This is a genomic window from Streptomyces sp. 2A115 (assembly GCF_052245575.1).
In the GTDB taxonomy this organism is placed as follows: domain Bacteria; phylum Actinomycetota; class Actinomycetes; order Streptomycetales; family Streptomycetaceae; genus Streptomyces.
This window is the reverse complement of record NZ_JBQQCG010000010.1, coordinates 102,593-115,173: the sequence shown is the minus strand read 5'-3', so window position 1 is coordinate 115,173 and position 12,581 is coordinate 102,593. Positions and strand designations below refer to the sequence as shown.

The following is a 12,581-nucleotide window of genomic DNA, read 5'->3' as shown; positions in this document are numbered from 1 at the left end:
TACTCATCACGCACCGCCCCCCACCAGATCCACGCACTTCTCCCCGACCATGAGCACGCCGATCATCGGGTTCACGGCGGGCATCGCCGGGAAGACGGACGCGTCGGCGATCCGGATGCCGTCGAGGCCGCGGATCCTCAACTCCGGGTCCACCACGGCGCGTTGGTCGTCAGGGGCGCCCATGCGGCACGTACCCGCCGGGTGGTAGACCGTGTGGGCCACCTTCCGCGCGTACTCGCTCAGCTCCTCGTCCCCCGTGACGTCCGGTCCGGGGCACACCTCGCGCTTCAGCCAGCCCGCGAGCGGTTCGGACCGGGCGATCTCGCGGGCGATGCGGATCCCGTCGACGAGGGTGCGGCCGTCGTGGTCCTCCTCGTCCGTGAAGTAACGGAAGTCCAGAGCGGGTTTGACGGTCGGGTCGGCACTCGTCAGGTAAAGGCGACCGCGGCTGCGTGGCTTGGGGATGTTCGGGGTCATCGAGACGCCGTGCGCGGGCCGTTCGTAGCCGAGGCGCTCCGGGTTGTCCGTGAACGGGATCTGGTAGAAGTGGAACATCAGGTCCGGGCCCGCGTGTTCGGGGTCGCGCCGCACGAACAGACCGGCGTCGGAGTCCATCGCCGAGTTCTCGGGGATCGGCCCGTTCGTCTCCCAGACGATGACCGACTCGGGGTGGTCGAGCAGGTTCTCGCCGACACCCGGCAGGTCGTGGACGACGGGGATGCCGAGCTCCTCCAGGTCCTTCCTCGGCCCGATGCCGGAGTGGAGGAGCAGCCGGGGCGAGTCCACGGCCCCGGCGCACAGCAGGACTTCGTTCCTGGCCCGTACGAGGAGTTCCTCGCCGTCCTTGGTGCGCACGTGCACGCCGCGCGCCCGCGTTCCGTCCAGCTCCAGCCGGTACGCCCAGGTCTCCAGCAGGATCGTCAGGTTCGGCCGGTCGAGGAAGGGGTGCAGATACGCGACCGACGCGCTCGACCGCTTGTTGTTCTCCGGGTGGTACGCGAGGTCGAAGAAGCCGACGCCCTCGGTGAACGGTTCCTTGTTGAACCCCTCGACGCGCGGCACGCCGAGCGCCGTCTGTGCCGCGTCCACGAAGTCGCGCGCGATGGGGTTACGGTCCTTCTCGTCGACGGCGACGATGTTGTTCCGCAGCCGCGCGAAGTACGCCTCCATCGGCACCGCGCCCCAGCCCTTGGCCCCCGCCGCCTCCCACTCGTCCCAGTCGGACGGCAGGGGCTTGAACGCGATGAGCGTGTTGTGCGAGGAGCAGCCGCCGAGGACGCGGGCGCGGCTGTGCCGGATGTGCGAGTTGCCGCGCGGCTGCTCGGTCGTCGGGTAGTCGTAGTCCAGCTCCCCGCCGAGCAGGCCCATCCAGCGGCGCAGGGTCAGGACGTCCTCGCGGTCGACGTCGCTGGGGCCGCCCTCGATGACGGCGACGCTGACGTCCGGGTTCTCGGTGAGTCTGGAGGCGATGACGGATCCGGCGGTGCCGCCGCCGATGACGACGTAGTCGTACGTTTTCTCGTGCTCGGACATGAAGGAGTACTCCAAGTGCCTTGTGCAGTGGGGGGACCGGCTCCAAGTGCCTTGTGCGGTGGAGGGCTGGCTCCGGGTGCCTTGTGCGGTGGGGGGTTACTGGCTCCGGGCCGGGCTCAGCCCGCGAACCACCGGACCGGCTTCGGGGCGAGGTTCTGGTACACGTGCTTCGTCTCGCGGTACTCGGCGAGCCCCGCGGGACCGAGCTCACGCCCGACGCCGCTCTTGCCGAAGCCGCCCCACTCCGCCTGCGGGAGGTACGGGTGGAAGTCGTTGATCCAGACGGTGCCGTGCCGCAGCCGGCCCGCGACACGCCGGGCACGCCCCGCGTCGGCGGTCCAGACGGCGCCGGCGAGCCCGTACTCCGTGTCGTTGGCGAGCGCGACGGCCTCGTCCTCCGTGCGGAAGGTCTCCACCGTCAGGACCGGCCCGAAGACCTCTTCCCGCACGACCCGCATCTCCCGGTGACACCGGTCGAGAACGGTCGGCTCGTAGAAGTACCCGGTGGCGGGCCTGCTCTCGGACGGCTCGGGGCGCCCGCCGCCGGCCCGCAGCACCGCGCCCTCGGCCAGCGCGGAGGCGACGTACGACTCGGTCTTCTCGCGCTGCTGCTCGGAGACGAGCGGACCGCACTCGACCCCGTCCTCGGTGCCTCGGCCGAGCCGGATGGCGCCGGCCCGCCGGGCGAGTTCGGCGACGAAGCGTTCGCGCACCGACTCCTCGACGATGAGCCTGGATCCCGCCGAGCAGACCTGGCCGCTGTGGATGAACGCGGCGTTGAGGGCCTGGTCGACGGCAGTGTCGAAGCCCTCGTCCGTCGAGCAGGCGTCGGTGAAGACGACGTTGGGGTTCTTGCCGCCGAGTTCGAGGGCGACCTTCTTCACGGTGACGGCGGCGGCCTGCGCGACCTTCGTACCGCTGACGAGCCCGCCGGTGAAGGACACGAGGTCGACGTCCGGGTGCTCGGCGAGCCGGGCGCCGACGCTGTGTCCCGGCCCGGTGACGATGTTGGCGACACCGGTGGGCAGCCCGGCCTCGACGAGCAGCTCCACGAGGGCGACGGTGGTCAGCGGAGTGATCTCGCTGGGCTTGACGACGAAGGTGTTCCCGGCGGCGAGGGCGGGCGCGACCTTCCAACTGGCCTGCAGCAGCGGGTAGTTCCAGGGCGTGATCAGCGCGCAGACGCCGACGGGTTCGTGCACGACGACGCTGTGGATGTCGTCGGACCCGGCGTCGACGACACGTCCCCCGCCCTCTCCGACGACGAGATCGGCGAAGTAGCGGAAGGCGTCGGCGACACAGTCGATGTCGACCCGCCCCTCCTCCAGGGTCTTGCCCGCGTCCCGGCTCTCCAGGAGCCCGAGCCGCTCACGATCACGTACGAGGAGGTCGGCGACGCGGCGCAGGAGGGCGGCGCGCTCGGTGACGGGCGTCCGGGTCCACTCTCCGTGGTCGAAGGCGTGCCGGGCGGCCTCGACGGCGGCGTCGGTGTCCGGCACGCCGCCTTCCGCGACCACGGCGAACGGCTTGGCGTCCGCCGGATCGAGAATGTCGCGCGTGGCTCCGGAGGCGGCGGCACGCCACTCTCCGCCCACGTGAATCGTCTCCTGGGTCTTCCGCTTCTCCTGTGCTTGCTGCGCCCGCTGCGCCTGCTGTCCCGGCATGTTCGGTGTTGCCTTCCGTTCCTGTTCCGTGCCCCTGTGTCACACGCGTGTCACTCTCGGGGGCCGGGAGCACCTGCCCTCCGGCCCGGGATGCATGCACAACCCGTGACGGAAAGTGCGCCGTGTCACTGAAAAACAGGAAGAAATACACCCAGAAGACGCGGACCGTACGCTGAGAGTGATCCGCTGCGATCCGCCCGTGATCCATCCTGATCCGCCGTGATCCGCCGTGATCCGCTGGACGGTCAGGTCGTAGTGACAGCTGCGGGACGGGACGAACCTCGGAACGTGTGAGTCAGTCCACTGCCGCTGGGGCGCATTCACCGAAGGGCGGGCAGAACCACTCCAACGCCGTGGTGAGCAGCGCCAGTTCGTCGTCGCGGCCGTCCGCGTCGGGGCCGTATGCGGCGATGGCGTAGATGTTGCCGTCCGACGCCACGAAGCGCTCGTCGTAGACGTGCCAGGTGCCGACGTCGGGCTCGCCCTTGAGGCTGTCTGCCAAGTACTCCAGCCGTGAGCCCGTGAACTCTCCGTCGTCGAGGTTTTGCAGGGACAGCTCCTCGAAGCCGGCCGGCTTGGAGGTCTCGTCGGACAGGTACAGCTCGAACGAGGCGTCCGGCGACTCCTCGCTCACCTGGTACACCTGCAAGCGGTGTCGGCCGTCGGGGCTGCGGTAGTTGACCACGGCGATGCCGTACTGGGAGTCCACCGAGCTGCGCTTCCACCCCTCGGGTCTCCCGATCCAGAAGCCCTCGGTGTCCTCGTACGCCTCGTAGCCCGCCGGGAGTTCGGGAGCCGAGGAGGAGGGCGACGCCGTCTCCTCGGTGGGCGAGGGCGACGGCGACGCGTACGGGTCGCTCTGCCGCGAGGCCCCGGCCGTCGGGGAGGCGCTCGCCGCGGCCGACGGATCGTCCTCGTCGTCCCCGGAACCGACCACCAGGGTCAGCACCAGGCTGACGGCGACCCCGACGGCGGCGGCCCCCGCCAGCACGGACCACACGAGCCGACGGCTCATCCCGCGCGCTGGAACCGGCGCCGCGAGCTGGACCGCGGGCGGCCAGGAGACACCGGTGCCGGCGGCGCCACTCGGCCACGGAGCCGACGGCAGGACCTCCCCGCCACCGCCGGGCTGTTCCGGCGGACCCGCGCTCGACGCATCGGTGCCCGCCGCCCCCTCTCCCGGACTCCACACCGGCGCGAAGTCCGGGCGTGCCGGTGGCGGCGGAGTGGCCTGGGCGGACGTGTTCCCCGTGCCGTCGCCGTCCTCCCAGCGCTGGGTCTCCTCGTTCCAGTACCGCGCTCCCCCGCTCATGGTGTCCCTCTTCTCCCTCTCGCTCCCTCTCACGTCCCCAGCAGGCCGGCCACGGCTCCGGCCGACGCGATCAGGCCGACGAGGGCCTGGGAGTCCTGGAGCAGCTGCCGCACCCGCTCCAGGCGCGTCGGACCGGCCTGCCCGGTGCGGTTGATCTCCTCCTCCGTCTCGGCGAGCGCGGCGTCCAGCTCGGCCGTCCGCTCGTCGGCACGCACCCGGGTCAGGTCGGCGCGCAGTTCGCGCACCGCCTTCAGCAGCTCCTCGGCGGCCTGGTCGCGCTGTACGGCCGCGCCGTGATGGCTCTCGGCGTGCGCGTGGCTGCCGACCGCGAAGGTGCTGTGCGAGACGCCTCCGTTGATGCTGAAGTTCGGCTCATCCGTTGCCATCGGTGCCGGATCCCTTCTGCGGCGCGGCGCCGCCGGTTGCGGTGGACGTGGTGGTCGTGGTGGAAGACGAGGACGAAGAAGACGCGGAGGCGTGGCTGCCGACGGCGAAGGTGCTGCCCTCGACGCCGCCCTCGACGTTCACGCCGCCGCCGCTGATGTTCACGATCTTCTGGACGAACTCGCCGGTCTGGTAACCGGATTCGGCAAGCGCCGCCGTCACTCCGTGCGCGACGCGGTCCTGCACGCTCTTGAGGTAGCGGGAGACGTCCATCTCCTGGAAGAGCGAACCGGCGCTCCCCGAGCCCAGCTCCCGCACGGACAGGGCGGGGCCGTCGGGCAGGGCGCCCGCGTATCCGCCGGTCAGCATCCGCCACGCGTACCACAGGCCCTTGCCGAGGGCGATCAGGGAGCGGGCCGCGGAGCCGGGCACCCGCGCGACGGCCCAGGCCGCCTTGCCGACCACGTTGTTGTGGCGGAAGGCGTGGGCCGTGCGGTCGGCGTTCTTGAAGTCCTCGCGCACCGGCAGCAGCACGTGCGGGGCGGTCTCCAGCATGAGCATGCGGCCCTGGGTGTGGATGCGCACGAAGACCGTGACGACCAGCTCCTCCTCCCAGCCGCCGACCCGGATGCGCAGGAAGTGCCGCCGCTTCTCGGCGCCCTCCTCGACCGCGCGGGCCCGGTGCTCCTCGAAGGCGTGCGGGGTGTACGGCGCCTCCTCGCGGCGCAGCAGCCCCTCGGCGGGCAGGAACACGCACTCGTCGATCTCCAGCCAGCGCAGCCGGTCGCGCACGGTGTGCCCGGCGAACTCGGCGGGCAGCCGAAGCTGTTCGATCAGCGGCCGGATCTTCTCCAGGACCGTGCGGTTGCTGAGCGGCCGCTGTTCCTTCTTCATGCCGTCGGGGCGCAGCTCGACGGCGAGGACCCAGGTCTCGTAGGCCTCGCCCGCACCGCAGAACGGACGGCTCTCGTGATACATGACCAGCGGCGCGTGCTGTTCCAGCCGGACGCGCTCCTTCAGCCGCTGGAAGCGCTGGCCCTCGCCCTGCTCGGCGGGGTCGGCGGCGGCGTCCGGGAAGCGCTGCGGGGACAGTTCGCCGGCCATCACCCGGGCGAACTGGGCCCGCTGGGCGGCCACGCACAGCGCGATGAGCGCGAACACACCGAGCGTGAGCCAGGCCCGCCAGGGCTCGACGAGACTGCTGATCTCGTCCGGGTCCGGGAACAACAGGTCGGACGGGCTGGAGCTGTCGCCGTAGCCGTACGAGTCGCCATAGCCGGACGAGCCATAGCCGGACGAGTCATAGCCGGACGAGTCGTAGGAGCTGTCGTCCGAGCCGCCGAACGCCGCGTAGAGCGTGATGAGCAGGAACATCGCGAAGGTGATACGGCCCCACCAGCGGAGCAGGAAGGCGGGCAGCCGCCGGTACACCGGCGCGTCCGCGTCCCGGCCCCGGATCCAGGCGGCGACCGCGAGCAGCAGGCTGGGTACCAGGAAACCGACCAGCAGACCGCCGGTCAGCGGCAGCCCCACCACCCACAGGCCCATGATCGCCCCGGCCCACAACAGTTCCTGGCGCCGGGCCCGAAGGGCGTGCGCGAGGACGCGGGCCGCGTCGAGGCCGAGCGAGGGCGCCACGATCCGCTGCTCGTTGAGGTGCAGCTGTTCGATGACCCGGTCCCGGTAACCGGAGTCCAGGTAGGTGCCCGCGCACAGCAGCCGGGTCGCCTCGCTGGCGTGCGGCGGAGTGGGCGGCGCCGGCGGTGCTGCCGACGGCGGTGCGTCGGCGTGTGTCTGCTGCGGTTGCTGCGGCACGTATGCGGTGCTCACGCCACTCCCCCGATGCGTGGAAAACACTTTGTTACTGGTTCTGTTGACGGACCATCACCATAGAGTGACGGATGGGACTGGGGGAACCGGAATATCAAGAGGACGACAGTGCGACCCGGGACTCACACGAGGCCTTCACGTCTCCACGACCCTTCACGCCGGCGGGTCCTCCCGACCCGGCCGTCCCGCCGAGGACACCACGGAGCAGCTGTACGCCCTCTGGGAGGGCAGCCGAGTCATGGACGCTCCATAGTTCTTTGACTAGAGTCAAAGAACTATGGAGCCAGTGTCGACGGAGCACGTGGCGGCCTTCCGCCGGTTCAACCGCTACTTCACGCGCCGTATCGGGGCGCTCGACGACCATTACCTCGGCCAGGACCGCCCGCTCGGCGAGGCAAGGCTGCTGTTCGAGATCGAGGACGGAGTGCCGCTGCGCGAGCTCAGAAACCGGCTCGGGCTGGACGCCGGATATCTGAGCCGGATGACGAAGGCGCTGGAGGCGCAGGGAATGGTCCGGGTGAGCGTGCACCCGGACGACAACCGGCTGCGCATGATCGAGCTGACCCCGGCCGGCCGCGTCGAGCTGAAGGAGCAGCAACGGCGGGCCAACGCCCTCGCCGCCGGCCTCCTCGGCGGGCTCAGCGCGGACCAGCGCGAGCAGCTGACCGAGGCGCTGGCCGTCACGCGACGGCTGCTGCGGCTGGCCGGCATCACCGTCGAGCACGTCCCCGGCGCGTCCGCCGATGCTCGCGCCTGCCTGGACGCGTACGCCGCCGACATCGACGCACGGTTTCCGGAAGGCTTCGACGCGTCCGATCTCGTACGGGCCGAAGAGGTGTCTGGGGACTCCGGCGCGTTCTTCGTCGCCTACGAGGAGGGTCACCCGGTGGGCTGCGGGGCGCTGCGCCGGCTGGAGCCCCGCGTCGGCGAGATCCGGCACGTGTGGGTGCATCCGGACGCCCGGCGCCTCGGACTCGCCCGACGGCTGCTGGCGGCGCTGGAAGGGGAGGCGGCCGCGCGCGGTTTCGACGTCGTACGACTCGACACGCACGCGGCACTCACGGAGGCGCAGGCGATGTACCGGGCGTGCGGGTACACGGAGATCCCGGCGTACGTGGATCATGTCTACGCCGATCACTGGTTCGAGAAGCGGCTGACACGGCGGGGATGACGGCGGGGGCGGCAAAGGAGAAGGCGACGGGCCCCGTGCCGGTCGGTACGTACCGGAACAGGGCCCGTGCGGGTTGGGACAGAACGGCTCAACAGAACCGCGGGTGGGTCAGATCAGGCCGAGACCGCGGACCGCCTCGCGCTCCTCCTCGAGCTCCTTCACCGACGCGTCGATGCGGGCGCGGGAGAACTCGTTGATGTCGAGGCCCTGGACGATCTCGTACGAGCCGTCCTTCGTGGTGACGGGGAAGGAGGAGATGAGGCCCTCCGGAACGCCGTACGAACCGTCCGACGGGATGCCCATGGAGGTCCAGTTGCCGTCCGCCGTGCCGTTGACCCAGGTGTACACGTGGTCGATGGCGGCGTTGGCGGCGGAGGCGGCCGACGACGCACCGCGGGCCTCGATGATCGCCGCGCCGCGCTTGGCGACGGTCGGGATGAAGTCCTCGGCCAGCCACTTCTCGTCGTTCACGGTCTCGGCGGCGTTCTTGCCGGCGACCGTGGCGTGGAAGATGTCGGGGTACTGGGTGGCGGAGTGGTTGCCCCAGATGGTGAGGCGCTTGATGTCCGCGACCGTCGAACCCGTCTTCTTCGCGAGCTGCGTCAGCGCGCGGTTGTGGTCCAGGCGGGTCATCGCGGTGAAGCGCTCGGCCGGTACGTCCGGGGCGGCGGCCTGGGCGATGAGGGCGTTCGTGTTGGCCGGGTTGCCCACGACGAGGATCTTGACGTCGTCCGCCGCGTTGTCGTTGATCGCCTTGCCCTGGGGCTTGAAGATGCCGCCGTTGGCGGAGAGCAGGTCACCGCGCTCCATGCCCTTGGTGCGGGGGCGGGCGCCGACGAGCAGGCCGACGTTCGCGCCGTCGAAGGCGACGTTCGGGTCGTCGGTGATGTCGATGCCCTGAAGGAGCGGGAAGGCACAGTCGTCGAGCTCCATGGCGGTGCCCTCGGCGGCCTTGAGCGCCGGCGTGATCTCGAGGAGGCGCAGTTTGACCGGCACATCCGCGCCGAGCAGCTGGCCGGAGGCGATGCGGAAGAGCAGGGCGTAACCGATCTGGCCGGCCGCGCCGGTGACGGTGACGTTCACGGGAGTGCGGGTCATGGCGTTCTCCGTATGACAGCTGACGGTGGGGCGTCCCTGCCCCGGGGTACGGGATTTCAGTTGGCCGCGACGATGATCGATCACCGATGCCGATGATCGGCCGATGATCGATCTCTCGGCGTCAAGAGAGATCCAGCGGTCAGGCTATCGCGCATCCGGGATCTCGCACGGCCGGGTCCGATGTGGCCCACCCCACAAGGCTGGGCACGAGCCGCAAGCCTTCGCACGAAGTGGCGGCCGCCGATCCGGGAGAGAGGGACGGCGGCCGCCGGGTGGGGGTGCCGGGTGCCGGGAGGGGGTGTGACTCCTCCCGGACGGCGCCGGACTCCCGTGGGGGTACTGTCCGCCTGCCCCGGAGCGGGGCAGGCATTCCCCTCGTGCGGCGATTAGTTACTGACGGGGTTTCGGGAGCCGTTGACGGGAGGCGTTGCGGCGGGGGCGAAGGCCTGCTCGGAGGGGCTGCTCGGAGGGGCGACGCTTGCCTCGGAGGCGCCCGACGCCTGCCTCGGAGAGCGCCTGCCCGACGCCTGCCTCGGAGAGCGCCTGCCCGACGCCTGCCTCGGAGCGGCCGCGGTCTCTCTCGGATCCGGGGCGGAGTCCCTCTCGGATCCAGGGCGAAGCCCCACTCGAATCCCGGCCGGGCAGCCGTCTCCGATCGGGCCGAGCACCCGCGCGGATCCGGGCCGAAGCCCCACTCGAATCCAGGGCGAAGCCCCACTCGAATCCCGGCCGGGCAGCCGTCTCCGATCGGGCCGAGCACCCGCGCGGAAACGAGAACGGGCGCCCGTCTCGGAGGAGGCGGAGGCCCGTTTCGGAAACCGTGTCGGGCGCCCGCTTCCAACGGCTCGGGCGCCCGTGCGGGGCGGTGCCCGGTCAATCGTGGGCAGCCTCCCGCATCAGCCGAAATTACTCTGTGCACCCCTTCTGCCCGGACTGCAGAGTGACGCATGCCGTTGCGTCGCCGGCGTCCTTCACGGCCACCATCGGGGTGTAGGCGGTGGTGTCTCCGGCCGTCGCGACCGAACCCGTCTGCTTGGCCTTGCCGACGGTCACACCGACCTCGTCGCCCTGTGCGGCCCCGGTGATGCGGGCCCAGGCGGCGTTGCAGGTCTTGCTGTAGCGGACCTCGACGACGGTCGTGCCGACGGTGACGCTGGTGGCGGTGTTCGCCAGGTCGCCGCTGCAGCCCATGTTCTCCGCGTCCTTGCCGGTGCAGTCCGCGCCGACGCACTTGACGCCCACCGGCAGTTCGGGGTTCGCACTGGCCGAGGCCGTCGGCGTCGGAGTCACGCCCGCGTTCGTCTCGTCGCCGCCGGAGTCCGTGAGGAACATGGCCGCGGCTATCACCACGCCCGCGCCCACGACACCGGCGAGGAACATCGTCAGCCGCCGCTTCCGCCGCTGCCCGTCGGGCGAACCGCCGGAACCCGGCCGCGCGTCCTGAGGCGACCGCCCGGCAGGACCGGCGGGACCGGACAGGCTGGACGGGCCGAACGAACCAGGCGAAGGCGAACCGGACGCACTGGACCCGGAAGAACCGGGCGCCCCCGAAAATCCGGACGCACCGGCGCCGGCACCCGCAGCCCCCGAATACCCGGAGCCGCCGGAAACCCCGGCCGCCCCCGAAGGCGTGGCCACGGCTCCCCACCCGCCACCGCGCGCATCCCCGCCGGAGCCAGAACCGGCACCCGCCCCGGACGGCTTCCGTTGCTCCCCAGACGTCGGATTCCGCGGCGGCACCGTCGGTGCCACCCCGGCCGGCCCCGCGATACCAGGCGTGGGCGCAGCCGTCGCGCTGCCCCCGGCGCGCGCCTGCTTCCCGTTCCGTCCCCCCTTGGCAGGAGTCGGCCCGAACTCCCCGAGCGCGGCACGCGCCTGGGAGATCTGGATCGCCTGCATGGTCATGTCGTGGCGCATCTCCGAGCGGCTCCATGCGCGCTCGGCAAGCTCCCACATCGTGGTCAGATGGACAGGATTTGTCCCGGTCACCTCGGCCAGTGCCACGATCGCGCCTTTCGGCGCGAGCAGCCGACCGTTCAGATACCGCTCCCAGGACGTCTTGCTGTAACCGGTGCGGTCGGCCACAGCGGCGACGCTCAGTCCGCTGCGGTCGACAAGCCGACGCAGCTGACTGGCGAACTCCCTGACCTGCGGATCGAGTTCATCCGGCAAGGCCCTCCAACGAGGCATTGCTACCCCCCTCTTTCCCCCCGTACGTGCTGGCTTTTCCCGCGCGTTAAGCCCTGTGCCGAGTCCGTGTCTGGCTACCCACAGGGATGCGCCCAGTCAGGATCTCAGTTCCCGGGATGGGGGCGCACGGGAGCATTCGGGCCTGTGGGCATGCACCGTTGCACGCCCGCTGGTCTGCGGTCCAGTGTCCCACCGACTTCCCTCCCGGCCGACAGGATCTCCCGGTGAATGCACAGGACGTCCCGGACCGTCCCGATTGGCCACGTTATCCCTGGTGTCGGAGGTGATTGACGTAAATCCTCGAACTTGTCGACACATCGACACATGGGGAACACATATACGACATCATGCGTCACTCGCATCATCAGGGGATCACGCACACACCAGGGCAGGTTGGGTCGTCGACTGCTCAGGTGCTCAAGCCTGCGCCCCGGCGGTACGCACGACGTAGCGGAACCGTCACCTCTCTGCCACAGGAAATTGACAGGCGTTGAACCTCCGTTGGCACCTCCATCACTCTTGACCCCAGGCGTCGCCCGTCCTCGCTCGGGGGAGTGGACGGGCGACGCCCTCTTTGATCGGACCCCGAACGGACCCGAAAGGGAGACCAGGTCAGACCCCGAAACAGACCCGCTCACCGTCGGCCGGCACCAGGCAGACGCGCGCTCCGCGCGGCCCGTCGTCCGCTGCCGTCATCGGTGTCGCGAGGTACCCCTCGGTGTCGCCCTCGTTCACGGCCCGTACGTCCTTGGCGCGCGCCCCGGCCCGGCTCAGTTCGACCCGGTCCCCGACCCTCAGCTGCGACGCACGCGCCCAAACGGCCCGGCACACCTCGCCGTACCGCAGCTCCACGCGCTGCCCGCCCGCAAGGGTGCGCTCGGCGGCCGAGGTCACCATGAACTGCCCGCCGCAGCCCATGTCCGCGGGGTCCCGCCCGTCGCAGGTCTCGCCGGTGCAGCCGGGTGCGTACGTGGCCGGGGCCACCGCCTGTCCCGCAGGCTCGGCGGGTTTGTCCGGAAGGAGCAGGACGGCGGCGCACAGGACGGCGACGACACCGGCACCCGTGACGAGCAGCGGCCCGCGGCGGTACCTCGCGGCCGCGCCCCGCCGTCCCCGCTCCTCCCCGGTTGTACGCCGCCTCCCCCTGCCGCTCCACTCCGCGTCCGCCAGCTCCCACAGCGCCAGCAGTCGTTCGGGGCGCTCCCCCGCGACCCGGCACAGCGCCTCGACGGCGTCGTACGGAACCGGCTTCTCGCCGTTGAGATAGCGGGCCCAGGAGGACTTGCTGTAGGGCGTGCGCACGGCGAGCCGGGCGAGGCTCAGTCCTGCCGACTCTCGTAACTCCCGTAGCCCTATGGTCAGTTGGCGCACTTCCGGGGACCTCTGCGGAGCGGTCTGG

9 protein-coding genes are annotated in these 12,581 nt (G+C 70.8%); 1 reads left to right on the top strand and 8 read right to left on the bottom strand.

Going from position 1 to position 12,581, the window contains the following annotated elements:
* Window positions 1–6: 6 nt before the first annotated feature.
* From ACTWQR_RS11845 to ACTWQR_RS11825, 5 genes are all read right to left on the bottom strand, one after another.
* On the bottom strand, window positions 7–1,533 hold the full coding sequence (locus tag ACTWQR_RS11845; RefSeq protein ID WP_443226946.1) for a GMC family oxidoreductase: 1,527 nt from the start codon (window positions 1,531–1,533) through the stop codon (window positions 7–9).
* A 116-nt stretch (window positions 1,534–1,649) separates the two neighbouring features.
* The gene (locus ACTWQR_RS11840) at window positions 1,650–3,197 is read right to left on the bottom strand and encodes an aldehyde dehydrogenase family protein (RefSeq protein WP_443226945.1); all 1,548 of its coding nucleotides are present in this window, start codon (window positions 3,195–3,197) and stop codon (window positions 1,650–1,652) included.
* Between the two features lie 295 nt (window positions 3,198–3,492).
* Window positions 3,493–4,509, bottom strand: a complete 1,017-nt coding sequence (locus ACTWQR_RS11835; RefSeq protein WP_443226944.1) for a hypothetical protein — start codon at window positions 4,507–4,509, stop codon at window positions 3,493–3,495.
* A gap of 29 nt (window positions 4,510–4,538) precedes the next feature.
* Complete coding sequence (locus ACTWQR_RS11830; RefSeq protein ID WP_443226943.1) at window positions 4,539–4,895, bottom strand: hypothetical protein; 357 nt, start codon at window positions 4,893–4,895, stop codon at window positions 4,539–4,541.
* Window positions 4,882–6,723 (bottom strand): hypothetical protein, encoded by a 1,842-nt coding sequence (locus ACTWQR_RS11825; RefSeq protein WP_443226942.1) that lies wholly within the window; start codon window positions 6,721–6,723, stop codon window positions 4,882–4,884. The genes ACTWQR_RS11830 and ACTWQR_RS11825 overlap by 14 nt, the downstream gene beginning before the upstream one ends.
* Before the next feature lie 277 nt (window positions 6,724–7,000).
* Here ACTWQR_RS11825 and ACTWQR_RS11820 point away from each other — a divergent pair, with 277 nt between their 5' ends.
* Window positions 7,001–7,894 carry a GNAT family N-acetyltransferase gene (locus ACTWQR_RS11820; RefSeq protein WP_443226941.1) on the top strand — a complete coding sequence of 298 codons (894 nt, stop codon included), beginning with the start codon at window positions 7,001–7,003 and terminating at the stop codon, window positions 7,892–7,894.
* Between the two features lie 108 nt (window positions 7,895–8,002).
* On the opposite strand, the gene ACTWQR_RS11815 is transcribed toward ACTWQR_RS11820, so the two are convergent.
* The 3 genes from ACTWQR_RS11815 to ACTWQR_RS11805 form a co-directional block, all read right to left on the bottom strand.
* The gene (locus tag ACTWQR_RS11815) at window positions 8,003–8,992 is read right to left on the bottom strand and encodes a malate dehydrogenase (RefSeq protein ID WP_443226940.1); all 990 of its coding nucleotides are present in this window, start codon (window positions 8,990–8,992) and stop codon (window positions 8,003–8,005) included.
* A gap of 906 nt (window positions 8,993–9,898) precedes the next feature.
* Window positions 9,899–11,164 (bottom strand): helix-turn-helix domain-containing protein, encoded by a 1,266-nt coding sequence (locus ACTWQR_RS11810; protein WP_443226939.1) that lies wholly within the window; start codon window positions 11,162–11,164, stop codon window positions 9,899–9,901.
* A 630-nt stretch (window positions 11,165–11,794) separates the two neighbouring features.
* Window positions 11,795–12,553, bottom strand: coding sequence for a helix-turn-helix domain-containing protein (locus ACTWQR_RS11805; RefSeq protein ID WP_443226938.1), 759 nt, complete (start codon window positions 12,551–12,553; stop codon window positions 11,795–11,797).
* Window positions 12,554–12,581 lie beyond the last annotated feature (28 nt).

Excerpts from the sequence above, each read along its gene's own strand:
- ACTWQR_RS11835 (WP_443226944.1), bottom strand. The coding sequence starts at position 4,509 with ATGAGCGGGGGAGCGCGGTACTGGAACGAGGAGACCCAGCGCTGGGAG.
- ACTWQR_RS11820 (WP_443226941.1), top strand. The coding sequence starts at position 7,001 with ATGGAGCCAGTGTCGACGGAGCACGTGGCGGCCTTCCGCCGGTTCAAC.
- ACTWQR_RS11845 (WP_443226946.1), bottom strand. The coding sequence starts at position 1,533 with ATGTCCGAGCACGAGAAAACGTACGACTACGTCGTCATCGGCGGCGGC.
- ACTWQR_RS11840 (WP_443226945.1), bottom strand. The coding sequence starts at position 3,197 with ATGCCGGGACAGCAGGCGCAGCGGGCGCAGCAAGCACAGGAGAAGCGG.
- ACTWQR_RS11815 (WP_443226940.1), bottom strand. The coding sequence starts at position 8,992 with ATGACCCGCACTCCCGTGAACGTCACCGTCACCGGCGCGGCCGGCCAG.
- ACTWQR_RS11830 (WP_443226943.1), bottom strand. The coding sequence starts at position 4,895 with ATGGCAACGGATGAGCCGAACTTCAGCATCAACGGAGGCGTCTCGCAC.